Here is a 25,056-nt window from a genome sequence, read left to right on the forward strand (position 1 = left end):
ATACGAAAAAACGCAGTCCTATAAGGACTACGTTCTTCCTCTAACCTATACTGTTTTTCTTCACAGCACTCATACTTCCAATGATATAAGCGATAAACGCAAAACAAATTGGGAAGACGACTGTATGTATACCGAACGGATTTGGATAGAAAAGATGAATACACATATATGAACCTACCCCAACTAAAATAGAGGCAAGCGCTCCTGTTGCATTCCCTTTTCTCCAATATAACCCTAATACGATCGGCCAAATGAATGCTGCTTCTAATCCACCGAAAGAAAATAAATTTAACCATATTAAAAAATCTGGTGGTTTAATTGCTGCTGCATAAACGAGCAGTCCTACAATACCAGTAATCCACAAACTTCCTTTTCTGATCGTACTATCTGCCGCTTCTTTATTTATGTAATTTACGTATATGTCTTTAATAATTGATGAACTTACAAGTAACAATAACGAGTTTACTGTAGACATAATTGCTGCCATTGGCGCAGCTAAGAAAACACCAGCTAACCAAGGTGGCAACACTTCCATCGCGAGTAGCGGCATGACTTTATCAGGTACCGTTATCCCCGGAAGTACGACTCGTGCAAATACACCTGTTAAATGCATACCAATCATAATTGTACCCACAACAACCGTTCCAATTATTAACGCTTGATGCATAGCTTTTGAATTTTTATAAGACATGGCACGCACACTAATTTGCGGTAAGCCAACAACACCAATTCCGATTAAAATCCAAAATGATGTCACGTATGATTTCGTTAAACTACCATCCGCTCCGAACGGTGTAATTAAATTCGGATTGATTTGAACAAGTTCCTGCATAATCTTTTCAATTCCACCACCAGCAATGACAGTAGCAATTAAAATGATTGTCGTTCCAACTAACATAATGATTCCTAATAACGTATCTGATAAAGCAACTGCACGAAATCCACCAATTAATACGTACACAAGTACAGAAAAAGTAAATAAAAATAGTGCTGTTGTATAAGATAGACCCGTTAGTGATTCAATTAATCGGCCACCGCCGACCCATTGAGCTACTGTTGCTGAAAATAAGAAGATAATAATACATAACGCAGAAAGTATAACAACCGCTTTATTATTGTATCTTCCCTTTAAATAATCGATAAGAGTAATGGCTTCCATCTTCCTAGCGATAATTGCAAACTTTTTACCGATAACCGTTAAAACGATATACCCTGTTACAACTTGAATCGCAGATAATAATACCCATCCGAGGCCCATATTGTACGCAATACCTGGACCACCAATAAAGCTACTAGCACTACCGTACGTAGCAATCATTGTCATCGCTAATAATAAACCGCCAAGTTCACGCCCACCAAGAAAATATTCTTGTAAAAATTTTTTATTAGCAGTCGCTTGTACGCGTCTTGAAGCATATACACCAATTAAAAATACAACGATAAACGAAATTATCATTGGAATGATTACATACCAATTCATCTATTATTCCTCACTTTTTTCTTCCTCATCGAGTGAAATATCTTGAAATACAAAACGAACAACTAAACTAAGTAAAATAACCATAACGATAAATCCAACGATACAGCTATAAAAAAACCATGCTGGAAAACCGAGTACATATGTATATTCACTTGGATTTTTACTACCAAGCCCATAAGCAAATCCGTACCATATTATAAAATTGATAATAGCAAGTCCAAGACCAATTAACGCTTCTCTATGGGCAATTCGAAAGCGTGGATCATCATGATAATTCTTCATTTTCTCCCTCCTCTCACGATGTATTATTGTACCATTGTTCTTCTAGTTTTTCCTACTAGAAAGCAAAAACAAGCAGGATTTTTTATAATCATATAGAAGTTTCTCTTACATTACATATTTTTTACAATTGTAACACAAATGAAATTTGAATTTTCAGTATTTGTTAATTATGATTAAAATTAGAGGCTTTCCATCTAGTTCCCACATCCTTGATTTCGGAATAAACGCCGTCTCGTACTGCGTTTACATTATATTTTCAAGGGGGTTATACAATGAGTCAACTAGCTGTAAATCTTCATGAAAAGGTAGAAAAGTTTCTTCAAGGTACAAAAAAGTTATATGTGAATGGATCTTTCATCGAAAGCGCTTCCGGGAAAACATTTAAAACACCTAACCCAGCAACCGGCGAAACACTTGCCGTCGTTTCTGAGGCTGGTCGAGAAGATATTCATAAAGCTGTCGTTGCAGCTCGCATGGCTTTCGACGAAGGTCCTTGGTCTCGCATGAGCACTGCTGAGCGAAGCCGCCTTATGTACAAGTTAGCTGATTTAATGGAAGAACATAAAGAAGAGCTTGCACAGCTCGAAACGTTAGATAACGGAAAGCCAATCCGTGAAACAATGGCAGCAGACATACCACTTGCAATTGAACATATGCGCTATTATGCTGGCTGGGCTACGAAAATCGTTGGTCAAACAATTCCTGTTTCCGGTAATTACTTTAACTATACACGCCATGAGGCTGTTGGTGTCGTCGGTCAAATTATTCCTTGGAACTTTCCACTTCTTATGGCAATGTGGAAAATGGGAGCAGCGCTTGCTACAGGATGTACAATCGTTTTAAAACCTGCAGAACAAACTCCACTATCCGCTCTATACTTAGCTGAATTAATTGAAGAAGCTGGATTCCCGAAAGGTGTTATTAATATCGTTCCTGGATTCGGTGAATCAGCTGGACAAGCTCTTGTTAATCATCCACTCGTTGATAAAATTGCATTTACTGGCTCTACTCCAGTCGGTAAACAAATTATGCGACAAGCATCTGAAAATTTATAGGTACGTTTTTATGTGGTCATTATTATAAACTCCTTGTGCCCCATAGGTTATTCGTATTTTGACCACCACCTACTGGTCAAAATGATTTATTAACTCCTTCTAAAACCCCTATTTTTAACTCACTTTTAAGTACAAATACACATATACTATTATTGGACTGGGCATCCTGTATTTCGTTGAGATGCTCCGCATATACTATTATGGGTGCATCCTGCATTTTGTTAGGAAACTCTTTACTGGTAACGCATATACTGTTACTGGGTGGAGTCCTGCATTAACACTGAGACATTTTTTACTAGGAGGGACTTTTATGTTTGAAGAAAAAGAAAATGAAGAACAAGACGAGATAGAAGAACTTAAAACAATTCCTATTGCAGACTATGTAAAAATGAGACGTGAACAACGAAAACAAGAACAAGCAGAGTTCGAAGCAAAACTAAAAGTCCTCCAAGAAAAAACAGATAGACTCAAACGAGAATTAGGCTACAAAGATCGAAATCAAAAAACCTCCGAATGAAACTCTTCGAAGGCGCTTTGATTCTTTTTTATGTTATTACACATCAATCCCATATATTAGGACGTTCTATCCCCATATTTCGCATATAATCTAATAGTTGTCCAGTATGTACCGCCTCATGATAAGCTATTCGCATTAAAAAATCTCCTAGCGGTCGAATATAACCTGTAACCCCTTTACCACTTAAATCGGATCGATCTATTAGAATGTTTACTAAATCATCCTTCGTTAGAGATTGGATAAAGTTTAAGAATGTTTCTCGATAAGATAACGAAAATTCGATTTCCGCTTCAAGATTTGTAAACTCTCTTAAAGAATATGATTCATCAAGATTTTGTGAATTTCCATGATTTTGGATGATTTGATAATAATAATACTCTGATTCCAAAACATGTCTAATCATTTCTGCACATGTAAAGGCTTCATCATCTGGCTTCCAGTTTAACATGTGTTCAGGAATAGCTTTCCATACTTTAATACTTCTACGTCTCGTTTCTTCTAAATTCAAAAGAATTAATTCGACCTCATTCACAAAATTACCCCCCTTTGTTCTTATAGATTAATAATAACAAATATACAGAAAATTACAAGAATACACGTTCGTTAATTAACTTAAAAACTATTTTCGAAACTTACTTGCAAAGGAAGACTTTACTGGCTTCTTATCAATCGGAAGAACCTTCGGCCCTTCTTGTACCTCTTCCTTCTCTTTAAAACCCTCTAGGAAAGCCATAGGCTCCTTAAACGCCGTTTTCATGGCATAGTCCACATTTTTATCCACTTCTTCGTTAGAATGCCCCATTAACGTTCTATACAGCCTATATACCACACCTTGTAGTTTTTCTATGCTTATATTTGCCTTTTTTAGATCATCTTTCACCTTATCGTGGCTTTCTTGCAGGTTGGATAAGTCTTTCTGTAATTCTTTTTCTCTATCTAGTGACTCACGAAACTGTTTTTCCATGAAAAGTAAATGCTTTAATAGGTCGTCTTTGTCTTTATATCTTTTATCGACCAAATCAACTACATTGGGTACTTTTACTTCTTTTCCCTTGGAAACAGTTACAGCTTCACTGAATACTTCATTTGCTTTGTCTACTTCAATTCGACCCATTCGATTTTCTTTTCTCCAAAAGGCAATAGAGGTTGAGTTTAATATGATTCCTTTCTCGAACAATTCATTCGCATAGCGGTAAATATCTGTATAACCAATTCTCCCCATAGGCTGTACATTCTCTCTAAACATCAAGATTACTTTTCTCACTTCTTCAACAGAAAACTTTGGTTTACGCCCCACTGTTTTAGTCATGTAACATTCTCCCTCCATCCATATCTTCTAACTTAGAACCTAGTAATGCCATTTTGTATATATCGCCCTGTATAGCGTTTGCTTTTGTTTTTATCTTTGTTAACAACTCTGGATTTCTTCTTGATAATTCGTCTTGTAGAAATTGTTTATTTAGGTTTTGTAAGGCTGTTGTCATTTCACTTACGTTATTTCTCATTTCAAGTATTTCTTTTTGAATTGTTTCTTTCTTTTCCAAATACTCTTCGGGTGAAATTCCCCAGTACGAACAGAAATAACAACGTTTCGATTCACATTTTTGTTCTTGATCCTTGCAAAATCCTATTTTCATTTTTTGTTTATACGTTCCTTCGCTTTCATACACTTTCATTTTTACTTCATCGGGGGTAATTCCCACTGATTTAGTTGAGAGACTAGTATTTTTCACTTTTTTCATTAGCTTAAATACTTCGCAATCTACCCAGTACTCTTTATGATTACTGTAATGTAATTGCGTTTGAATTGTTTTATGTCCTCCTAATCGTGCAACCTCAACAGGACTATATCCTTGCATCATCAAAGACATGAATGCGATGTGCCTAGTATCATTCGGTCGAAGGTGATATTCTTGTTCTACTTTAAAATCATATACTTGTTCTATCGTTCTATAAAATCTAGGAATTAATGTTTCCAAATTTCTTCTGTTAAATTGTTTTGTATTCTTTTGAATGTACCCACGAACACTGTCTTTCACACTCATAATCGAAAGATATGAGATTAAAGTATCTGTTTTACCATACTGATTCGTTAAATCAATATAATGACCAATCATTTTATACATTTCTTCGTCTATTGCTACTTTATCCATAATTTGTACTCTCTTTGAATTCTGCTTAGTTCTCGGCAAGTGTAAATAATATTTATCTTTATCTACACTTAAGCAATCTCGTTCTATCAAACAAAACTCCGAAGCACGCATTGGAATAATTGTTGTTAATCTCCACCATATTGCAAGTGGATACACCATGAGTAATTCTTTATCGAAGTTTTCCTTATCCACAAAGCTTTCCAACAATGTTTCAAAATGCTTTTCTAGATAATAAGAAAACGATAGTACATACTGTGAAGGTGGCAATTCTCTTATATTACTTTGATGTTGGGGTATTTTATTTTTTAGTTCTACAAGAACAGGAAGATAATCATCGCCAATCTCTAGATCAGCATAATCAAAGAAATTACACAATGAATTAATCATTTCTCGTTTATAATTATGACTTAGTTCCCCATATTCAATATAATCAACTAAAGCTTTTATTTCGGTTTTTTTGAAGCCTTTAGTCACTTCGAATCCCTTATTTAAATGAATTAGACAATGAACCGCTATTTCTTTGTATTGATCAATAAGATTGACAATCCAACATTTAACGATTTCTTTAAACTCTTTTGGCAATTTACGATTAAAATGCGAGTAATCAAACTTACTGAAGTCATAACCGTTATAATTTTCAACATATAAAACTTTATTAACTTCCCAGTAATCCTCTTCAAATTCACCCCGAAGCCAACGATTTTCTTCTACAAGTTTTTGTACAATCCCCTTAGCTTCAATAACACTCTGTTTTATATCGAATCCTTCATCAGAGAAAACATCTATATCAAGTTCTATTTCTTTTACTGTATCCGTTACGGACATACTAGTTCCCCCTAAACTACGATAAATAAATTGGATTGTATGTTAGGTACGCTTCAAAATCTTCACCCGTTTTTGTTTGTACTTCCCCAATCAAATCTACTAATTCGTTATATTCTTCTTTTCCTCTTTCGAAGAAATGAAATACTTCCTCTTCCCCAAACTTTTGCATCGCACGTTCTACATGGTCTAAATCTTTATATAACACGTTCATAAGACGAGTTTTTTCACCGTCAAAGGTATTTGGGTCAAAATCTTTAACAAACTCAAAAATGGACGTTTTAAAACCTTCTACGAGAGAAGAAACTGCATAAAAGTTTGGAATAGCGAATGGACAGTCTTTACAAGAATCTAAATGTGGCTTTTGACAATTTGGAGAAACAAGGCATTGGAAATTCTCTTCATTGCTCGGTAGAGAATTAACTTGCAAATCAAACATTAAATCTGTAACTTCATCCAATCCCATATTGAAAATTTGATCAGCCACTTTTTGTCTCTCCGCTAACGTTTTATTAATAAATCCAGATGTTGCTTCGAGTTTATGAATCCCACCAAATGTTGCACTTAAAGCTAATATTTCTTGGGTTCTTTGATTTCTATCTTCTGTATCTCCAATCAGAATTTCAGCCATCAAATCAGGGATATAACCAAAGTTTTTTCTATTAAACAAACCCTCACTTAATTCATCCAATTCATCTTGTGGAATTACAAGATAAATGTTGGTAGTTTCGAAATTTTCATGTGCTCGTAGTCGTTGAGCCATTTCTAAAGCTGCACTACCTTTCCCTTTCTTCACTAGAACCATATATATCAACACTAATACTGTACGATTCATTTGTCGGCTTTGAAATTGAAATCCGTCTATTTCAAAATTTTCGAAGAAAGCATTATGAGCTTTTTTACCAAAACTACTATCATCTTGTGTGCCAAAATCTATGATTCTCGTTTCATTAGAATTTGAGCTAATTACAAGGCTTGTCCGCTTTTTAGCAATGATTGAACAAATAATAATTGCAGTCGCAAGTGAAACAGCTAAATCATCTGGACAATTGAAACGATTAGTTGCTCCAGTTTTGTTTACTGTCAAATCTTTTCGTTTAATTTGATTGATAACTGCATTCGCTTCTTCCTTTGTTAAATCTCTTGATTTTAATATTTCTAGAGAATTAATTCCAATCGATTCGAAATCAACCATCGCAATATCCATTACATCTCCGTGTCTCCAGGCATTACCTAAGTGAATCAACACATAGAGCCAAGCAGAACCGTAATAGAATATTTCTTTTTTATCCTTATCTGCGATTATCTTCTCCGCATCTAAAATAGCTTTATGTTTATGTTCCTCTTTTTGGACATAATCATATACTTTTATGTACTCTTCATACTCATATACTTCTTTTGGTTTTTCTTCTACCTCATACTGATAAGGATTAGTAATTCTGTTTATATCAAATGTTTTTTTTCGTGCTTCTTTTTTATTTAAATATATAGTCACTCTCGAATGAAATTCTCTTAAAAAAGCGTATAAAAAACCTTGCTTTTTCACGCCTATTGAAGGATTGAACAATTTGAGATTGATTTCATTTGAAGTCAACGAATACAATTCTTTTTCTATTGTCAAGTTTGATAAATATTCCGTACAATCAACGTAATCTCTCAATAAATTCCTTATACCTCTCTCATTTCTTTCAGACAACACGAACTTCTCTTTGCAGTATGAATACCATTCTTGCTCTGTATATCGACTATTTTTTGAAAAAGAAATTTCTTTTAAAATCAGCCATTCTTCAAATGCTTCTACTGGTGTTTTTTCCGAAAGTATTCTTTTTATTTTGTCTTGCATATCAATTTTATCTTTGTATTCTTGTACTTCTTCCAAGCGAAATACAAATTCTGCTGATGTCCCAAAAGCATATCGTATAATAGCATTTGTTTTTATTGGTGTAAAAACAGCCGTAGGTTGTCGAATATCTACACCGCAAATATTATTGATTTCACTTGCAAGACAATACTTTTCCTTACTTTCCTTCACATTTTCAGTAATGCCTTTAATAGCTTTCTTTGAGTAATACACCTTCTTAGAACTCAATTTAACTGGTTTTATACCCTCTTCTTTAGCAATTGATAGAAGTGTATGTTTTTTTATCCCAAGAATATTGTATATTTCCTCTAATGTATAATAGTCATCTAGATTCGTATTAAACATCTCAAAATATTTAACGTCCTCTATACGATAAAACCACATCATCTTAGTAAAACGTATTCTTTTGAGGTCGTTCTGTCTATCTACAATGTCAAATTGCAAATGACTTATGTTATATTTTTCCGCCAATTCATCGTTTTTTATATGAGTATCAAAAAAGTGAAGTAGTTGCTCCTTATCCACATATAAAAAAGCTTTATTGAAGCCATTTTCGTAATATCTATAATCAATTTTTTCAACATCACAAAGAGCAATAATTTCACCTATTCTCTTTCGACCCGCAACACTATTTCCTGTAACCGTTTCTTTGATACCAAAACTATATACAGCTTCTTTTTCAGTTAGATATTTCTCTTCCATTTCTTCTATTTTTGTCATCAAATTATCTAATTCATTTACGTTAAAAAATGTTGACGGTTTCCCATTACTTCCTCGCCCTTCTTTTGTACTAAGGTGTCCTTCTTTAAGCCAATGTTTAAAACCGCCCATATGCTTTGAAATTTTCCCATATTTTCCGCATTTAATGACTTCTGATTTCGTAATCCACTCTTGTTTCACCAATTCCCCCGCCTTACACCTTTATAATTTTTTCTTCCATTTCTTCACATGGTCATAATCGATAACTCCTAATTTTTCTGTGGGGTAATCTTTAAATTCGTTTACAGCCTGTTGTATTTGTTCTGTTGTCAGTGTTTGGTCAATGTATTCCATAGCCGAAGTTAAGCTTCTATCTCCACGAGCGATTGCTAACTGCGTTGGAGTGAACCCCATATCGATTAACATGTTCGTAAAGACTCCTCGACCGACATGTGTTGACCAAAATGTTCCTGACAAAAGTTCATAATCCTTATGTCCCATTAACGAATCAAGGAATGCCTTTTTCACTTTCTGAAAACGTCGATCGTACACTTTCCCTGACATTGGTTCTCCGTCACCATTTAGGAATAAAGCACTATGATTCTTGCACTTTCCACTCTTAATCATGTAATCTAGTCTTTTATGATGTTTTCTATATACTTCCCAAACGAGGTCATTATCTAAAATCGTTTGTCGAACCATATCTGTTTGTAAGTAGTTGAGCCTCTTTGGATTCTCTGATTTCGTATCCTTTAGACGAGAAAAGAATTTGTTACGATTATCTTTGATTTGGACTTCCATTGATTCGCCTTCATTTACAATCAAATTCCCCCTCGAAACATTAACAACTTCCCCTCTTCTCAATCCTCCATAGAATTGAAAACATAGCCCTAGAGCGATTTCCTCTGCAATATCCATAGCTATTCGAATAAAGTGTGCTGTTAATTGATTTCGGTCTTCTCCAAAATCTTTCAACTTTGATACTTTTCTTTTACTAGTATTTCTCGAAGGGAATCTTGTTCCTAAACTTGGTTCTCTAAATACTGAACCATGAACAGTATCACCATTAAAATTCTTTTTCTCCTCTAAAGGAAAATCTTCGTCTATCCAATTCATTTTTTTCAAAAACACATAAAATGCCGAAAGGTATTTTTCATACTGTTCTACTGTTGCTTTTTGCAATCCCTCTAATGAGCAATGTGTTATATATTGACTACCATGTTTGCGTTCTAATCCATTGATCCCCTTATCTTTCATACCCACAAACTCTTCATGTCCTTCTTCAATCTTTTGTAAACAAAAATTCAAGAAACGACACACTACCCTTGCAGGTGCATCAGCACTATTTAACGACTTCCCATAAAACTCATACTGTCTTTTTATGAATTCTGATATAGGGTGTGGATATACAATTCCTGTACTTTCCTCCAACACACCTATCGTAATCACTTTTATATTTCTCATTTTTCCTCTAATCATTTCATTTACAGTAGTTTCTTTACTTACAAATTTATAATCCATTACTTCATTCACTTCCCCTCATTCATAAAAGAATTTCTCTCTATGTACTCTCTTTTATTTTTGTTTAATATGATTACTTTTACTACTTTCTTTTCTCTGAAATAGTACCTAAATCTATATTATTTTATTCCTCCTATTTTGTCCACTTTTTGATAAAAGTGGACAAAATATAAAACACCCTTTTATTCCTTTTATATCAATACTTACAATATCCTTTTTTATATACTTTCAGTATTATGACCACTATTGGGGGTATATGAATCATTGAAACGTGTTACTTTAGAGCTTGGCGGTAAATCACCGAACATTATTTTACCAGACGCCGACTTATCTCGCGCGATTCCTGGTGCACTTTCTGGTGTTATGTTTAACCAAGGACAAGTATGCTCTGCTGGATCACGCTTATTTGTTCCGAAGAAAATGTATGATAATGTCATGGCTGACCTTGTCCTTTACTCTAAAAAATTAAATCAAGGTGCTGGCTTAAGTCCAGAAACTACAATCGGTCCTCTCGTTTCTGAAGAACAACAAAAACGTGTAATGGGCTATATTGAAAAAGGAATTGAAGAAGGTGCTGAAGTACTTTGCGGAGGAAGTAATCCATTCGATCAAGGCTACTTCGTTTCCCCTACAGTATTCGCTGACGTAAATGACGAAATGACGATCGCAAAAGAAGAAATTTTTGGTCCAGTTATTTCTGCAATACCTTTTAACGATATTGATGAAGTAATTGAACGAGCAAATAAATCACAATTCGGCTTAGCGGCTGGTGTGTGGACAGAAAATGTAAAAACAGCACACTATGTTGCAAGTAAAGTACGTGCAGGTACAGTATGGGTTAACTGTTACAACGTCTTTGATGCAGCATCTCCATTTGGAGGATTTAAACAATCTGGCCTCGGCCGTGAAATGGGATCTTACGCATTAAATAACTATACAGAAGTGAAGAGCGTTTGGCTTAACTTAAATTAACAAAAAAAGAACCTGACCTATCCGGCCAGGTTCTTTTCATTATGTGTTCATTTAAACTTGCAGTCCTCCGCTCACATTTAATACTTCTCCTGTAATATAGGAAGCGTATTCTGATGCTAAAAAGGCAGCTGCGTTCGCAATATCTTCTGGTGTTCCAATTCTACCAACTGGAATCGCGCCGACCATCTTTTCTTTCACTTTATCTGGTATCGTTTTTGTCATATCTGTATCCATAAATCCTGGACAAATCGCATTACACGTAATACCGAAACCTCCAACTTCCTTCGCTGCCGTTTTCGTTAAACCTATAACGCCTGCCTTTGTAGCCGCATAATTCGCTTGACCTATGTTTCCTTCCCTACTAATTGAAGATATATTAATAATGCGCCCATACCCTTGTTGTCTCATGTAAAGAAGCGCTGGTTGCATACAATAAAAAACACCAGTTAAGTTCACTTGCAATACTTGTTCCCAAGCAGACTTCTCCATTTTATGTAACATTGCATCTCTTGTAATTCCAGCGTTATTCACCAAAATATGTAATGTTCCGAACTTTTGAACCGCATATTCAATTAACGACTTCGCTTCATTTTGATTACTCACATCACATCGATATAAGCTCACTTCATATCCTTCATCCGATAACTCACGTGTCGTTTTTTGTAGCTTCTCTTCATTTACATCACTAATTAATACTTTCGCCCCTAGTTTTGCATAAACCCTTGCAATCTCTTTTCCAATTCCCTGTGCAGCTCCTGTTACAACAGCTGTTTTCCCATTTAAAAACTCCATCCCTATCCCCCATTTCTATTACTTATACTGTATATTTCGGCTTTTTACTTTCCAATTCCTCTTTGTATAAAAAAGTCTATTTGTGTCAAACTAACTTTGCAACGTCGCATAAAACACAAGGAGATTGTGTCGAATGAACAAAAAAAATTTCAAGCAAAACAAAGCTGTTGATGGCATTGATGTTGAGTTCTCTCGTGAACTCGCTGACCACAATGACTTAGAAGCAAACGCACGTGCAAATGCCGCTGATGCACGTCAAAAACGCCAGTCAACAGAAAAATAAGGAAAGCACAACCTTATTCTTTTCAACAGGGACCTACTACCCAACAAAATAAACCGAGAGATATCCTCTCGGTTTATTTTCGATATTTTTTTATATAATGTGCCAAAGTAAGTAGCGGATATATATGGGCATAGCTATGATAACAAATATAAAAACCACCTGGTAAACCTGTTCCAGTAGGATATTTTTCATTCACATAACGATTCGCAAGCAAATATGAGATACCTTTTCGAATTGCTGGTGTTTCGTTATCATAATAAGAAATGAGAGCATCTAACGCCCATGCTGTTTGGGATGGTGTACTGAATGGTAAAGTAACGAACCTTTTTTCCACACTACTGTGGCATGATTCTCCCCAACCACCATCTTCATGTTGTATATGTTCAAGCCATAAAGCAGCTCGTTTCAATGATGGATTGCTAGATGGAATTCCGAGTGACCGTAAACCTGTCATCACCGCCCACGTACCATATATATAACAAATCCCCCATTTCCCGTACCATGATCCATTTTTCTCTTGTACATTCATTAACCAATTTATCGCACTTTGTGTTTGTTTCTCAGGCAATTCATTTTGCGCATATGTCCCGAAAAGCTCTAACACTCTTCCTGTAATATCTGGTGTAGAAGGATCTGTAATCATATCGCTTGCATTTTCGATTGGTAAATTTGCTAATAAATTGCTCGTTACACCTTTTTCAAACGCTCCCCAGCCACCATCATTATTTTGTAATCCTTTAACCCAATTAATCCCTTTCTCCCAAACATAATCTACCTTTTCGCTTCCTCTACTTCTCGCCAACGCTCTTAGCACAGCAGTTGTATCATCAACATCTGGAATTGTCGTATTCACATCCGAAAAACCCCAACCACCTGGAGCAAGCGCTGGTGCATGTACGCTCCAATCAGCTTTTTTTGTATGCTGCTTTTTTAATAAATATGCTGTGGCATGTTGAAGCATATTGGTATCTTTCGGAACGTGGGCCTCTTGTAACGCATAGCTGAGTAACGCCGTATCCCATATAGTTGAAGGAGAGTTTTGCAAATGATTCCCACTTTCCATCTTCCATATATAAGATGTTATCCCGGTTATAGCCTTTTGAATCATTGATGATTGAAGAGAATGTCCTAACGCGAGTAAAGCATAAATCATATAAAACGAGGCAGTTGCGTAACTATATAATGTTCCATTTTCATCAATACGTTCTTTCATAAAACGTTCGACTTCCTCATTTCCTTTATGATGTAAAGATAGTGGATACGATATAATTTGTTTTACATCACTTACTAACGTTTGAAACAACGGAGACCGTTCCTCCCGAAACCATTCTCCGCCTCCTCCCGAAATGTGATTTAAATTTGGCAGTAACTTTTTCCCTACACGAAATTTTTTATTTAAACACAGCATCATCGGAATTAAATGAATACGTGCTGAGCTACTTAGCTCAAATATACTGAGAGGGGAATCACTTTGGAGAAACATGATTGGTGTTGGCAAATGAAAGAGCGAAGGATATTCATATTCTCCATGAACTGCTAATAAAAACTTCGTCATAAAATGAGCACGTGCTACCCCGCCACGCTCATTTATAAACATTTCCGCTCGCTTCATATTCGCATCTTCTTTTGTATATTTTTTTGAAGCAAGTAAGGCAGCATAAGATTGAATTGTAGCAGATAAATTACCACCCACTTCATCTTCATACAATTTCCATGTTCCTTCATTTGTTTGAAGTGATGCTAATCTTTTTACAAATGGTTCTATCTCTTTATCTCTACCTAATAATTTTAATAAAAAGATCATATGGCAATCTGTTAATGGTGCTCCTTCAAAACAAAAGCGCCACGTCCCATCTCGCCATTGCATCGTTTGAAGCGCAGTTGTTCTTCTCGCTATTTCTTCATGCACTTTTTCATATAATAACAAGTTACTCACCCACCCTTTCGAAATCCGTATAACGATATTCAAAAAGGTAGCTGAATATGTATGAAAACAAAGAAAAGCAGAACATATAAAATGTTCTGCTCATAAACAATATCCAACTCCGACAATTATCCCTACTAAGGCACCGACTACTACTTCATACGGTGTATGCCCGACAAGTTCATTTAACTTCTTATATTCTGTTTGTCTACCGTGAAAAAACTCATTCAATATTTTCGCTTGTTTACTTACTGCGAGCCTTACTCCTGAAGCATCATACATAACAATAATGGCAAAAATAGCAGCGATCGCAAACATGGAACTTTCCACACCTTCCACAACGCCAACACCTGTCGCAAGTGCTGTAACAGTTGAAGCATGAGAACTTGGCATCCCACCTGAAGCGAAAAACTTTGCAAAATCAAATTCACCCGTTTTAACTAATTTAAAGACTACTTTCGTTAATTGTGCTAAAAACCATGAAATTACAGCGGCCATAAGCGGATCATTATGTAAAATTGTTTCCACGTTCTCAGCTCCCTACTAGCTATAATGGAAATTCTATATAGTATAAGTATAAAGAAAAATGCGTAGAAAATACTACGCATTATGATACTTTTGCTGATTTATTTTTTATAAATTTCGGTTGTTTCTGCACTAAAAACTTTGTTTTCGCTATTGAAAACACAAATAAAGCAACCCATATACAGAAAAATGCCATCATATGAGTAGATGTGAAATGCTCACCAAATACGAATACACCTAAAATCAAACTAATTGTTGGTGCAATATATTGTAAAAATCCTACCATATAAAGCGGAATAAGTTGTGCTCCTTTTGCAAAATAAAAAAGTGGTAAAGCAGTAACAATTCCTGCCCCTATTAATAGTAACGTCGATAACATAGAAATAGATCCAAATGAACCAAATCCATGCACTCCTGTCATAACTAGATAAATAATCGCAAACGGCGTCACTAACATCGTTTCCATCGTAAGACCAATTGTCGCATCATAGTTTAACAATTTTTTCGTTAATCCATATAATCCAAATGAAAAGGCAAGTGATAAAGAAACCCACGGAATAGATCCAAAACGCACTGTTAAAATGATAACCCCTACTCCAGCTAAACCAACTGCAACATATTGCCAAAAGTTTAACTTTTCCTTTAAAACGACTGTACCAAGTAAAATACTAATAAGTGGATTAATATAATATCCAAGACTGGCTTCAATGACATGATTATGATTAACGGCCCATATGTAGACAAACCAGTTTCCGCTAATCAAGACTGAAGCTATTGTTAATGACATTAATAATTTAGGTCGTTTAAAAAGATTCACGAACTCCCCAATAAACTGACGAAACCTCTTCGTAACACCTAATACAAGTAACATAAAAACAAACGCCCAAACGATACGGTGTGCTAATATTTCATCTGCTGGAACTTCCTCAACCCATTTCCAATAGATTGGTAGGATTCCCCACATCGTATAAGCACCAGCCGCATATATAATCCCTTTTTTTTGCTGTGCTGATTGACTCCCCATCTTCCATTTTCTCCTCTTCTCGTTTTTCTCCATTATACGGTCCCGAATGCTCACTTTACCAATAATCAATCTGCAATTCTTTCGACATTTCTCATACAGCAAAAAGTAAACATACTGTTATAACGACAAGTAACGGTATACCGAAAACAAATTTCTTTTTATGTGTTTTATGGTGAAACATATACATACCAATCCAAGCACCAACTGCTCCCCCAGCTGCCGCTGATAAAAACAACGTACTTTCTGGCGTTCTCCACTGTTTCTTCTTCGCTTTTCGTTTATCAAGCCCCATAAGGCTAAAAGCTATAACGTTAATAACAAGAAAATAAATCCATTTCATCGCGTTCTCTCCCTATGAAAAATCCGCTTAATCGTAACATGAAAAAACGACGGAAACAACTGAAGAACGCTTTTGATCAAACTAGTTTCATTCTTTTTCTTAATTGGTTACCTTCATATTTATATAATCAACTAAAATCGCAGTTAAAATAATGAAATAGAAATATGTTATGAGCAGAACCTTATATTTCATTCCCTTCACCCACTACCATACCATCGAAAAAACTTCTCTCAATCTCTTGTGCATCAAAATGAAGAACCATGATTAGCCCTGCATATAAAGAAACGAAATTTAGAAACCATTCGCCATTTTCATCTTTGTTAGCTAAACATTTAAATATCTCTTGAAATTGCATACGCTCATCTGTAGCAACAACCGGACGCACACCAAAATATTTCAATACGAGGTTCAGCTTCAGCTGCACAGATAATGATAAAATATATTTTAATAGCTCCGTATACTCTACACTATCTTTTTGACTATACAACTTCACAAGCTTTTGATGTAAAGTAGAAATCGATAATTCTTCGTCAGTCACTTTAGTTGCTTCTACCATTTCAATCATCTTTTTCATATTCATTACATTCACCCCTTCTGAAAAAAACAAAAGCCAAAGCTTATTTATTTTATAATCAGTAATAATTGAGTATTTCTCATCTCTCGCTCTTCTTCACTAACTAAGTCATACTTCTTTAGAAGATGAAAGACATCATTTAATATTTCCTGTGAATGATTCCCTTGCAAAAATCCCTTTAACTCTTTAAAAATCACTTCCGGTAAAAAATCCTTTTGACTTTCAAGCTTATTCATTACATCTTCCATAGAATGATCGATATTACACGCCATACTAAACTTCCCCCTCTATCCTCTATAAATAATATCTTCCGCTAACGATGTAAACACTTCTCCTACAAGAGAGTCTTCATCATATACAGATGAACCGTTATTTTCTTCTCGTTTTGCAAAAGGTATTTGCGCGATCACTTCTGTTTGCAATTGTTCTGCAAGCATTTCGCCGCCACCTTTTCCGAAGAGATAGTTTTTTGATCCATCTTGTTCTTCATAATAAGCCATATTTTCTACAATCCCTAAAATCTCGTGTTTCGTATGTTTTGCCATAACACCTACTCTAGATGCTACGAACGAAGCTACATTGTGTGGTGTTGTAACGATAATTTCTTGCGCCTGCGGGATCATTGCTGCAACATCAATAGCAACATCTCCTGTACCAGGTGGTAAATCAAGAAGTAAATAATCTAATTCTCCCCAGTGCGTATTCGCAAGGAAATTTTGAATCCATTTATTCAACATCGGTCCGCGCCACATAACCGGGTTATTTCCTTCCGTAAAAAATCCCATCGACATAATTTTAACACCGTGACTAACGACCGGAATTGCTGTTTGATCAATCATCGTCGGTTTTTGATTTGTTTCCATCATAGCTGGAATGCTAAAACCATATATATCTGCATCTAATATCCCCACTTTTTTGCCCATACGAGCTAAAGCAGTTGCAAGATTAATTGTCACTGTTGATTTTCCAACTCCACCTTTTCCGCTCGTTACAGTAATAAATCGTACCCCTGAATCAAGACGAAGCATGCTCGGCATACCAGTTTCTGTTCTCGTATTTTTCTTTAACTTCTCTGTTAGCGCAGCTCGTTCTTCTTGTGTCATAGAACCAAATGTCAAATCTACCTTAGATGCACCTATCGCCTGAAGAGACTCTTCCACATCTTGTTGAATTTTTTCCTTTAATGGACAACCTTGAATCGTTAGCACTACTTCAAGTTTAACCTCTGTTCCATTCATTTGTATATTTCTAACCATATTTAATTCTACAATACTTTTGTGTAACTCCGGATCCTCTACATGTTTTAATGCGTTCATTATTTGTTCTTGCGTAATCATAGCACTCATCCCTTCTCATATTCGAATTTATATACAACATCTTCTTGGCGAAAAAGCTTGTTATCCCCCGCTAACAGGCGGGATTAATGCGACTATATCTCCAGTTTTTATCATCTCTTCATTCGTTACAAACTCTTCATTCACAGCCACCATCACTCTATCAAGCGATGGTAAACAATAGCTTGTTTTCAGCCATTCTTTTAATTGCTGAACTGTCATTTCTTGTTTTTCTAAAATTACGAATCGATCCGATCCGACTTCCTCACGTAAATTTGCGAACAATAAAATTGTAATCATCTTCTCATTCTTCCTTCTTTGGTTTTCCTTCTGGATATGCCGTATTTTCAAGTTGATCTCCAATCCACATCGTTCCATCTTCCCAAAATTCTTTTTTCCAAATTGGGACGATTCGTTTTATACGTTCAATCGTGTATTCATTTGCTTCATAAGCTACTTTACGATGCGGTGATGAAACTGCAATGACTACCGCAATATCCATGATTTCTAGCCGCCCTACACGGTGCGTAATTGCTATTTTTGCGTCTGGCCACTTTTCATTTATTTCTTCACCAATTCTCATAAGTTGTTTCACTGCCATCGGTTTATATGCTTCGTACTCTAAATGTAGCGTTCGTTTTCCTTTTGTTAGTTCTCTCACCGTGCCAATAAATGTTGTAATTGCACCTGCTTCTCTTCTTGCGACTTTATTCGTTACTTCTTCAACTGAAATCGGTATATCTATAATTTCAAATAGTGCTTGTCCCATTAGAAACACCTCTCACTTTATAAAATGCCCAAGGCCATTCACTACCTTCATTATCTTCCAGCAAAAGAACATCTACGAACATATCTTTTTTATAACCTCTCGTACCACCTGGAAGTACAATAAATATATTTGTCTCTGCTAGGGAAGAAACTGAGCTAGATTTATCAAACCCTGACGGATAAGCAATTAATTGCCCTTCGTTATATGTCAGTTTTGCTCGCACAAATCTTGTAAATGGATTTGGTTTTAGAAAATCTTCTCCTAATAACGCTTTTTGTCTCTTCATATGTGCTTTTTCACTAAACATATACGTCCGAATACAAGGTCTTACAAACAATTCAAATCCTACGTAACAAGCAGATGGATTTCCTGATAAACCAAATAATAACTTGCTATTTAATTGCGCTACAGTCGTAACACTTCCTGGCCGCATTGCAACTTTATTGAAAAGAACAGAGGCACCTAACTTTTCGTAAATAGCTGGTAAATAATCGTAATCTCCTACTGATACACCGCCTGTTGTAATGAGCATATCTACTTGGCTTAACGCTTCTTTTACAGCTGTGAAACATGTATGAAAATCATCGCTAAACTTTCCAAAATATTTTACTCTGCCGCCCGCTCTTCGAATTTGAGACAATATCATATACGTATTACTATTTCGGATTTTCCCTGGCTGTAGTGAATCATTTACATCCAGTAATTCACTACCAGTTGCTAGCAATCCAATTACAGGCTTTCTCGCCACTGGCACCTCACTATAACCGAACGTAGCAAGAAGAGCTGAAATACCCGGATGAATGTATGATCCTTTTTTTGCAAGAACCGCTCCTTTACGGGCATCTTCACCTTGAAAAGAAATATTGTCGCCCGTTTTGAACGATCGCTTCACTTCCATATAATTGTTGCCAGCCTCCTTATATTGACGAGTCAGCTCTAACATAACCACCGCATCACACCCATTCGGAATTTGCGCTCCCGTCATAATTCGAACTGCTTGAAACGGGCCTACTTTCTCGTGGAATATTGATCCCGCACCAATTTCACCAATTACTTCAAACACAATTGGCGTTTCATAACTTGCTACATTCGTATCTTCTGCTCTAATAGCAAATCCGTCATACGGTGAACGATTGAATGAAGGTACATCATGGTCAGCTACTAAATCCTCTGCTAATATACGCCCGTAAGCTAATTCAATAGGTAGTAGCTCCTTTAATCCCTCATTAGCAAATCCCATTACTTTACGAACAGCTTCTTCAACCGTAATTGGCACTCTTCTTTCCATTATTGACAACCCTTTCTATTAACCGAATACGCGATAATATAATTGTTTCGCTTTCGAAATATCATTTGTACCATGAATGAAAACACGACCATCCCGAAAAATAACGACGCGGTAATCATCTAGATGGCAAGATAGTAAATACTGATTCCGCTCTACTTTCCCTAGTTTATTTAATACTTTTTCTATATCGTCAAAATCGTACTTTCTATTTTCTACTGGCCTAATTTGCACTGTATTTCTTCCGCATAAAGCAGCTACCTTCGTTTGGTTTTCGTATGATAAATAAGGATAAGTTCGATTTAAGCCGCACGAAGGGCAATCGTCTGTTTTGATTTTCCCTAGTTTTATAAAATGGTTTTGATTACTCCATATATCAAACATGAAAAATGTTTTTCTAATTGCTGCGAAATCTCCTACTAAAATTTTGAACGCTTCCGCCACTTGATATGCTGCGACGATTTGAACAGTCGGGCTAATAATTCCAGCGGTATCACATGTCACACCTGTAACAGGAACATTCTTCAGCACACAATGTAAACATGGTGTCTCTTGCGGAATAACCGTATAACTCATACCGTACGATCCAACGCAAGAACCGTATATCCACGGAATCTTATATTTTTGTGATAAATCATTTATTACAAATCGAATATCGAAATTATCTGTTGCATCAATTATTACATCTACATTTTTTAATAGGTCTTCCATGTTTTCTGCGCTTGCATCCATTACGAAAGCATCTATGTGTACTTCCGAATTAATTCGCTCTAACCGATTTTTAGCAGCAATTGCTTTCGGTATTTTCTCTATCGCATCTTCTTCAGAGTACAATTGTTGCCTTTGTAAATTACTCCATTCAACGTAATCACGATCAATAATCGTCAACTTGCCAATACCTGCACGTACGAAACTTTCGGCACTTGCACTTCCTAATGCGCCTGCTCCTACAATTAACACATGTTTATTTCGAATTTTTTCTTGCCCTCTACTCCCAATTGGTTTGAACAACTGTTGTCGTGAATACCGATCAGCCATTACATACCCTTCCTCTCACGAACTCTATTTCATATTAGAATGTTGTTTTTGATAACAAGCAAAGTAAGCAAATCCAACAAATCCAGCTCCCCCAATTACATTTCCGATAAAAACAGGAACAAAATTTCTAGCAAGATCCATCCACGTCAGATGACCTGCAAAAATAACTGCCGAGATGACAAACATATTTGCTACTACTTGCTGAAATCCAATCACTACAAATGCCATAATGGGAATCCAAATTCCGATTATTTTTCCGACAAAATCACTCGTCCCATAAGCGAGCCAAAGCGCAAGACAAACGAGCCAATTACATCCAATTGCTAAAATTAAAGTTCTCCCAAATGATTCATGTAATTTCCCTTCTGCTATCGCTACCGTTTTATTTAAATAATCTCCCTCTGTTAATCCGCCAAGATGACCGAAACAATACGCAACAAAAATAGCTCCCACGAAATTCATGAAAGTAATCCAAACCCAATTATATAGTACACTTACCAATGTAATTTTCTTTGCATAAAGCGCCATAGAAAGTGACATCATATTTCCGGTAATTAATTCTCCTCCTGCTAATACGACGAGCATTAATCCAACAGGAAAAACCGCTCCTCCTAAAACATTGACTAAACTACCCCAACGCTCTGGTAAATTACCTAAAACGCGAATGTTAAGCAAAAAACCTAACGAAATAAACGCTCCTCCTAAAAAACCGAGAATAAGCATTGCTGGCAACGTCTGACTTACTTTTTGAACACCGGCCTCAATTACAAGCTCCGCAATTTGTTCCGGTTTATGAAATGCCATTACTAATTCCTCCATTTTCTCCAAATAAAAAAGCAGCTTCAAAAAACCTCCTCAAAATAAAGGTATTTGAATGCTGCTTAATTTCTCTGCACATCTTTTACAGAGATATCAATCATCACTTTTACTATAAAATAGAAAATCTACAAACGTTGCATACTTTCCATTTTGTATATATTTCATCAAAGCGTCACTCTTATATATCAACCACCAATATGTGACATTTCAATTTTAGGCGCTCTTTTTTTACTTGTATGACTTAAGCGTTCATCTGAATAACGATCTTCTCGGTTGTTCCATATATCACGTACAATATATGTTATTTCATCGTCAGTGTATCCAGATCGAAGTAGTTCTCTCAAGTCATTTCCTTTAGAAGCAAACAAACAAGTATATAATTTTCCTTCTGCAGAAATACGAGCTCTCGTACATGAGGAACAGAAGGAATCTGTTACTGATGAAATGATACCTATTTCTTCATCACTTCCAATATAACGATAGCGAGTCGCAACTTCACCTGCATAATTCGCTTCTATCCGTTCTAATGGCATAACTTGATGAATGGCATCTACTATTTCTTGTTTAGAGACGACCTCTTTTAATTCCCAACCGTTATAGTTCCCAACATCCATATACTCAATAAAACGAAGAATATGCTTATTTTCCTTAAAGTATTGTGCCATCTGCAAGATGTCCTGTTCGTTTTTCCCCTTTTGAACGACCATATTTATTTTAACTTTCATACCAACTTCAGCTGCAGCCTGTATTCCTTCTAGAACCCTTTGCACTTTGCTTCTATTACCATTCAAATAGAAAAAACGATCTTCTTCTAAGGAATCTAAACTAACTGTCACACGTGATAAACCCGCCTTATATAAATCAAGAGCAAACTTTTTAAGTAACGATCCATTGGTTGTTAAACCGATATCCTCCACACCATCTATTTTATTAAGGCGCTCAATAAGCTGCGGAAGACCTCTTCGAAGTAACGGTTCTCCACCCGTAATTCGTAACTTTCTTACACCTAAAGAAACAAAAATACGTGTTATCCTTTCAATCTCATCAAAAGATAAAATTTTATCATTAGACAAAAACGAATAATCAGGACCAAATATTTCTTCTGGCATACAATAGCGACAGCGAAAATTACAGCGATCAGTAACAGAAATACGTAAATCCTTTAAAGGGCGTTGTAGTTTGTCTAATGTGACAGATTTCATATTTATTGCCTCGCTTTTACTTATTTTATATTTATAACACGCTCTGGATGCGTATATACATTTAAGGATTGATTCCGAATAAATCCTATCGTCGTAATACCTAATTCTTCTGCTAGCTGCAAAGCCAACTCAGTCGGAGCTGATTTTGAAAGTATAATTTCACAACCAATCTTTGCAACTTTCAATAATATTTCCGAAGAAATACGACCACTAAAAACAATGATTTTATCTTTTATAGAAATATTATTTTTTAAGCAATAACCGTAAATTTTATCTAATGCATTATGTCTACCGATATCCATTCGGCTTAAAATAATGCCATTCACATCACACAAAGATGCATTATGAACGCCACCTGTATGACGAAATGTCTCTGCAGATTGCTGCATTTCTTTCATTAATCGAAAACAGTCTTCTGCAGCAACCTGTACATGTACGCCATTCATTTTTTTCGCGCTTAGTGCATCATTTGCAAAAACAAACCCTTGCCTACTCATACCACAGCATGAAGTAATATAACGTTTATTTTGCATTTGTTCGTAATACGGATTCACTTTTTTCATTGTGACATGTACAAATCCTTTTTTCTCTTGTACCCATATGTCATCAATATCTTCATACTTCCGAATGATTCCTTCAGATGCTAAAAAGCCTATTACCATATCTTCTATATATTCTGGAGTACTAACCATTGTAACAAACTCCTGTCCGTTCATTTTAATCGTGACTGGAAACTCTGTTACAATGCTGTCCTCTATATGCTTAAACGCCCCTTGTTCATAACGAAAGATTTCTCTTTCTACCTGTATCGGTTTCACGATCAGTATCCTTCTCTCACGTTATATTTTTATCAAAAACGAATACCGAAACTGCAATATCTTCTTCTACTTTCATATCTGAAAATAAATTCACTAATTTCGCTCCAACAAGTTCCTCCAAATGTTCACGGGAATTCGCAGCATACACTTCTTGAATCATTTTCGTTCTAGCCAAATGAACCATTTCCGCACCGTCCATCGTACTTGAAATGAATTTTTCAGTAGGTGTTAAGTTTCCGTAAAGGGTCGCAATCGCCATATTTTCAGCAAAAACAGTATGAATTCGTTCTGGTCCTTTTCCGAAAAGTTCCTTTCGAAGTTTTCGTATCATATCATTAAATTCATGTACTTTTTTTGACATACAATTATACCTCCAACAAATCCTCATTTTACTTTATTATATATTTTACCAAAATGAGCCTTCCGCCCAAACTATTTCGTACAAACATTTGGGCGAAAATATTCACTTCATGAAGATTATTCGTCTTTTAATCCTTTACCCATACCTTTTAAGAAATGAAGCCCAAACCCGATAGCACGGTTAATGTCTGGGTCTTTCAATACTTTCATAAGATCAAATACTCCTACTTTTTTATTACTCTCTAAATGTTCATTACCTTCTTCTAGTCCTACTAATAAACTACCTATAAGCTTTTTCGTAAGTTCCGGATCAAGTTCTGTTAAAGCACCCGCGGCACCCATCATATTATTAATTAAATTTGTAACAGGCTCACGAGTCACTTGACCAAGAACGATTTTTGCAATTGGTTCTTTCGCCTTGAGCATAGAATTTGCGGCTTCTAGCATTCCGATGTCATTTAATTCACCAACAATATTAAACATTTGATTTAAAGCTTCTTCATTATGAGCTAGAAGCTCTTTTAAATCATTTAATTTTTGCTGTTTTATTTCTTCCTCAGTTAATTCTTGTTTTTGAATCATTTTTATAGGTGCAGCCATATTTTTC

The 25,056-nt window shown here is 35.7% G+C and carries 26 protein-coding genes and 2 pseudogenes; 4 read left to right on the forward strand and 24 right to left on the reverse strand.

What is annotated here, in order from left to right:
* Nucleotides 1–40: 40 nt before the first annotated feature.
* Entirely contained in the window at nucleotides 41–1,480 is a 1,440-nt protein-coding gene (gene panF, locus K5S59_RS18725) for a sodium/pantothenate symporter (RefSeq protein WP_120450677.1), read from the reverse strand.
* 3 nt (nucleotides 1,481–1,483) lie between these two features.
* Entirely contained in the window at nucleotides 1,484–1,762 is a 279-nt protein-coding gene (locus K5S59_RS18730) for a YhdT family protein (RefSeq protein WP_120450678.1), read from the reverse strand.
* 272 nt (nucleotides 1,763–2,034) lie between these two features.
* On the opposite strand from K5S59_RS18730, the pseudogene dhaS (K5S59_RS18735) reads away from it, so the two are divergent.
* Together dhaS (K5S59_RS18735) and K5S59_RS18740 are read left to right on the forward strand one after the other, a co-directional pair.
* A pseudogene (dhaS, locus tag K5S59_RS18735) lies at nucleotides 2,035–2,814 on the forward strand (aldehyde dehydrogenase DhaS); the annotation flags it as partial.
* A gap of 313 nt (nucleotides 2,815–3,127) precedes the next feature.
* Nucleotides 3,128–3,334: a hypothetical protein gene (locus K5S59_RS18740; RefSeq protein ID WP_000461332.1), complete on the forward strand. Its 207-nt coding sequence runs from the start codon at nucleotides 3,128–3,130 to the stop codon at nucleotides 3,332–3,334.
* Nucleotides 3,335–3,377: 43 nt separating this feature from the next.
* On the opposite strand, the gene K5S59_RS18745 is transcribed toward K5S59_RS18740, so the two are convergent.
* From K5S59_RS18745 to K5S59_RS18765, 5 genes are all read right to left on the reverse strand, one after another.
* On the reverse strand, nucleotides 3,378–3,866 hold the full coding sequence (locus K5S59_RS18745) for a DinB family protein (RefSeq protein WP_001006488.1): 489 nt from the start codon (nucleotides 3,864–3,866) through the stop codon (nucleotides 3,378–3,380).
* An 87-nt stretch (nucleotides 3,867–3,953) separates the two neighbouring features.
* Nucleotides 3,954–4,643 (reverse strand): hypothetical protein, encoded by a 690-nt coding sequence (locus K5S59_RS18750; protein WP_000169479.1) that lies wholly within the window; start codon nucleotides 4,641–4,643, stop codon nucleotides 3,954–3,956.
* Complete coding sequence (locus K5S59_RS18755) at nucleotides 4,636–6,312, reverse strand: site-specific integrase (protein WP_001992913.1); 1,677 nt, start codon at nucleotides 6,310–6,312, stop codon at nucleotides 4,636–4,638. Before K5S59_RS18755 ends, K5S59_RS18750 begins: the two co-directional genes overlap by 8 nt.
* Nucleotides 6,313–6,328: 16 nt before the next feature.
* Nucleotides 6,329–9,001 (reverse strand): hypothetical protein, encoded by a 2,673-nt coding sequence (locus K5S59_RS18760; protein ID WP_229143272.1) that lies wholly within the window; start codon nucleotides 8,999–9,001, stop codon nucleotides 6,329–6,331.
* Nucleotides 9,002–9,091: 90 nt separating this feature from the next.
* Complete coding sequence (locus tag K5S59_RS18765; protein ID WP_000384722.1) at nucleotides 9,092–10,390, reverse strand: hypothetical protein; 1,299 nt, start codon at nucleotides 10,388–10,390, stop codon at nucleotides 9,092–9,094.
* 258 nt (nucleotides 10,391–10,648) lie between these two features.
* Here K5S59_RS18765 and dhaS (K5S59_RS18770) point away from each other — a divergent pair.
* Nucleotides 10,649–11,362 (forward strand): annotated as a pseudogene (gene dhaS, locus K5S59_RS18770) (aldehyde dehydrogenase DhaS); the annotation flags it as partial.
* Between the two features lie 51 nt (nucleotides 11,363–11,413).
* On the opposite strand, the gene fabG reads toward dhaS (K5S59_RS18770), so the two are convergent.
* The gene (gene fabG / locus K5S59_RS18775) at nucleotides 11,414–12,154 is read right to left on the reverse strand and encodes a 3-oxoacyl-ACP reductase FabG (RefSeq protein ID WP_000395033.1); all 741 of its coding nucleotides are present in this window, start codon (nucleotides 12,152–12,154) and stop codon (nucleotides 11,414–11,416) included.
* Nucleotides 12,155–12,287: 133 nt separating this feature from the next.
* Between fabG and K5S59_RS18780 the strand changes: the two genes are divergently transcribed.
* Nucleotides 12,288–12,437: a YfhD family protein gene (locus tag K5S59_RS18780; protein WP_001035810.1), complete on the forward strand. Its 150-nt coding sequence runs from the start codon at nucleotides 12,288–12,290 to the stop codon at nucleotides 12,435–12,437.
* Between the two features lie 73 nt (nucleotides 12,438–12,510).
* On the opposite strand, the gene K5S59_RS18785 is transcribed toward K5S59_RS18780, so the two are convergent.
* The 16 genes from K5S59_RS18785 to K5S59_RS18860 form a co-directional block, all read right to left on the reverse strand.
* Nucleotides 12,511–14,364, reverse strand: a complete 1,854-nt coding sequence (locus K5S59_RS18785; protein ID WP_120450680.1) for a terpene cyclase/mutase family protein — start codon at nucleotides 14,362–14,364, stop codon at nucleotides 12,511–12,513.
* Between the two features lie 99 nt (nucleotides 14,365–14,463).
* Nucleotides 14,464–14,889: a divergent PAP2 family protein gene (locus K5S59_RS18790; RefSeq protein ID WP_048527641.1), complete on the reverse strand. Its 426-nt coding sequence runs from the start codon at nucleotides 14,887–14,889 to the stop codon at nucleotides 14,464–14,466.
* 79 nt (nucleotides 14,890–14,968) lie between these two features.
* The gene (rarD, locus tag K5S59_RS18795; protein WP_000535555.1) at nucleotides 14,969–15,910 is read right to left on the reverse strand and encodes an EamA family transporter RarD; all 942 of its coding nucleotides are present in this window, start codon (nucleotides 15,908–15,910) and stop codon (nucleotides 14,969–14,971) included.
* 91 nt (nucleotides 15,911–16,001) lie between these two features.
* The gene (locus K5S59_RS18800; protein WP_000871354.1) at nucleotides 16,002–16,250 is read right to left on the reverse strand and encodes a DUF1294 domain-containing protein; all 249 of its coding nucleotides are present in this window, start codon (nucleotides 16,248–16,250) and stop codon (nucleotides 16,002–16,004) included.
* Between the two features lie 181 nt (nucleotides 16,251–16,431).
* Nucleotides 16,432–16,830 (reverse strand): hypothetical protein, encoded by a 399-nt coding sequence (locus tag K5S59_RS18805; RefSeq protein ID WP_120450681.1) that lies wholly within the window; start codon nucleotides 16,828–16,830, stop codon nucleotides 16,432–16,434.
* A gap of 41 nt (nucleotides 16,831–16,871) precedes the next feature.
* Nucleotides 16,872–17,096, reverse strand: coding sequence for a hypothetical protein (locus tag K5S59_RS18810; protein WP_000752390.1), 225 nt, complete (start codon nucleotides 17,094–17,096; stop codon nucleotides 16,872–16,874).
* A gap of 15 nt (nucleotides 17,097–17,111) precedes the next feature.
* On the reverse strand, nucleotides 17,112–18,161 hold the full coding sequence (locus K5S59_RS18815) for a P-loop NTPase (protein WP_098237374.1): 1,050 nt from the start codon (nucleotides 18,159–18,161) through the stop codon (nucleotides 17,112–17,114).
* Nucleotides 18,162–18,221: 60 nt separating this feature from the next.
* Entirely contained in the window at nucleotides 18,222–18,458 is a 237-nt protein-coding gene (gene moaD / locus K5S59_RS18820; protein WP_120450683.1) for a molybdopterin converting factor subunit 1, read from the reverse strand.
* A gap of 4 nt (nucleotides 18,459–18,462) precedes the next feature.
* Complete coding sequence (moaE, locus tag K5S59_RS18825; protein WP_120450685.1) at nucleotides 18,463–18,927, reverse strand: molybdopterin synthase catalytic subunit MoaE; 465 nt, start codon at nucleotides 18,925–18,927, stop codon at nucleotides 18,463–18,465.
* Nucleotides 18,908–20,215 (reverse strand): molybdopterin molybdotransferase MoeA, encoded by a 1,308-nt coding sequence (gene moeA, locus K5S59_RS18830; protein ID WP_120450687.1) that lies wholly within the window; start codon nucleotides 20,213–20,215, stop codon nucleotides 18,908–18,910. Before moeA ends, moaE begins: the two co-directional genes overlap by 20 nt.
* 18 nt (nucleotides 20,216–20,233) lie before the next feature.
* Entirely contained in the window at nucleotides 20,234–21,250 is a 1,017-nt protein-coding gene (locus K5S59_RS18835; protein ID WP_120450689.1) for a molybdopterin-synthase adenylyltransferase MoeB, read from the reverse strand.
* 24 nt (nucleotides 21,251–21,274) lie between these two features.
* A complete protein-coding gene (locus K5S59_RS18840) occupies nucleotides 21,275–22,054 on the reverse strand; it encodes a formate channel (protein ID WP_120450690.1) in 780 nt (259 codons plus the stop codon).
* 200 nt (nucleotides 22,055–22,254) lie between these two features.
* On the reverse strand, nucleotides 22,255–23,271 hold the full coding sequence (gene moaA, locus K5S59_RS18845; protein WP_212982283.1) for a GTP 3',8-cyclase MoaA: 1,017 nt from the start codon (nucleotides 23,269–23,271) through the stop codon (nucleotides 22,255–22,257).
* 20 nt (nucleotides 23,272–23,291) lie between these two features.
* Complete coding sequence (gene fdhD, locus K5S59_RS18850) at nucleotides 23,292–24,089, reverse strand: formate dehydrogenase accessory sulfurtransferase FdhD (protein ID WP_120450692.1); 798 nt, start codon at nucleotides 24,087–24,089, stop codon at nucleotides 23,292–23,294.
* 16 nt (nucleotides 24,090–24,105) lie between these two features.
* The gene (locus K5S59_RS18855) at nucleotides 24,106–24,450 is read right to left on the reverse strand and encodes a Na-translocating system protein MpsC family protein (protein ID WP_000039580.1); all 345 of its coding nucleotides are present in this window, start codon (nucleotides 24,448–24,450) and stop codon (nucleotides 24,106–24,108) included.
* Between the two features lie 116 nt (nucleotides 24,451–24,566).
* Complete coding sequence (locus K5S59_RS18860) at nucleotides 24,567–25,049, reverse strand: helical membrane plugin domain-containing protein (RefSeq protein ID WP_120450694.1); 483 nt, start codon at nucleotides 25,047–25,049, stop codon at nucleotides 24,567–24,569.
* Nucleotides 25,050–25,056: the final 7 nt, after the last annotated feature.

It is taken from the genome of Bacillus sp. BML-BC051, from assembly GCF_019656175.1.
In the GTDB taxonomy this organism is placed as follows: domain Bacteria; phylum Bacillota; class Bacilli; order Bacillales; family Bacillaceae_G; genus Bacillus_A; species Bacillus_A mobilis.

Bases quoted from the DNA above. Each gene is read 5' to 3' on its own strand.
- K5S59_RS18780 (WP_001035810.1), top strand. From the start codon at position 12,288: ATGAACAAAAAAAATTTCAAGCAAAACAAAGCTGTTGATGGCATTGAT.
- K5S59_RS18800 (WP_000871354.1), bottom strand. From the start codon at position 16,250: ATGAAATGGATTTATTTTCTTGTTATTAACGTTATAGCTTTTAGCCTT.
- K5S59_RS18840 (WP_120450690.1), bottom strand. From the start codon at position 22,054: ATGGCATTTCATAAACCGGAACAAATTGCGGAGCTTGTAATTGAGGCC.
- moaE (WP_120450685.1), bottom strand. From the start codon at position 18,927: ATGGGACAAGCACTATTTGAAATTATAGATATACCGATTTCAGTTGAA.
- K5S59_RS18730 (WP_120450678.1), bottom strand. From the start codon at position 1,762: ATGAAGAATTATCATGATGATCCACGCTTTCGAATTGCCCATAGAGAA.
- fabG (WP_000395033.1), bottom strand. From the start codon at position 12,154: ATGGAGTTTTTAAATGGGAAAACAGCTGTTGTAACAGGAGCTGCACAG.
- K5S59_RS18810 (WP_000752390.1), bottom strand. From the start codon at position 17,096: ATGGCGTGTAATATCGATCATTCTATGGAAGATGTAATGAATAAGCTT.
- K5S59_RS18835 (WP_120450689.1), bottom strand. From the start codon at position 21,250: ATGGCTGATCGGTATTCACGACAACAGTTGTTCAAACCAATTGGGAGT.
- K5S59_RS18755 (WP_001992913.1), bottom strand. From the start codon at position 6,312: ATGTCCGTAACGGATACAGTAAAAGAAATAGAACTTGATATAGATGTT.
- K5S59_RS18805 (WP_120450681.1), bottom strand. From the start codon at position 16,830: ATGAATATGAAAAAGATGATTGAAATGGTAGAAGCAACTAAAGTGACT.
- moeA (WP_120450687.1), bottom strand. From the start codon at position 20,215: ATGGAAAGAAGAGTGCCAATTACGGTTGAAGAAGCTGTTCGTAAAGTA.
- rarD (WP_000535555.1), bottom strand. From the start codon at position 15,910: ATGGGGAGTCAATCAGCACAGCAAAAAAAAGGGATTATATATGCGGCT.
- K5S59_RS18740 (WP_000461332.1), top strand. From the start codon at position 3,128: ATGTTTGAAGAAAAAGAAAATGAAGAACAAGACGAGATAGAAGAACTT.
- panF (WP_120450677.1), bottom strand. From the start codon at position 1,480: ATGAATTGGTATGTAATCATTCCAATGATAATTTCGTTTATCGTTGTA.
- K5S59_RS18765 (WP_000384722.1), bottom strand. From the start codon at position 10,390: ATGGATTATAAATTTGTAAGTAAAGAAACTACTGTAAATGAAATGATT.
- K5S59_RS18750 (WP_000169479.1), bottom strand. From the start codon at position 4,643: ATGACTAAAACAGTGGGGCGTAAACCAAAGTTTTCTGTTGAAGAAGTG.
- moaD (WP_120450683.1), bottom strand. From the start codon at position 18,458: ATGATTACAATTTTATTGTTCGCAAATTTACGTGAGGAAGTCGGATCG.
- K5S59_RS18855 (WP_000039580.1), bottom strand. From the start codon at position 24,450: ATGTCAAAAAAAGTACATGAATTTAATGATATGATACGAAAACTTCGA.
- K5S59_RS18815 (WP_098237374.1), bottom strand. From the start codon at position 18,161: ATGATTACGCAAGAACAAATAATGAACGCATTAAAACATGTAGAGGAT.
- K5S59_RS18860 (WP_120450694.1), bottom strand. From the start codon at position 25,049: ATGGCTGCACCTATAAAAATGATTCAAAAACAAGAATTAACTGAGGAA.
- K5S59_RS18760 (WP_229143272.1), bottom strand. From the start codon at position 9,001: ATGGGCGGTTTTAAACATTGGCTTAAAGAAGGACACCTTAGTACAAAA.
- moaA (WP_212982283.1), bottom strand. From the start codon at position 23,271: ATGAAATCTGTCACATTAGACAAACTACAACGCCCTTTAAAGGATTTA.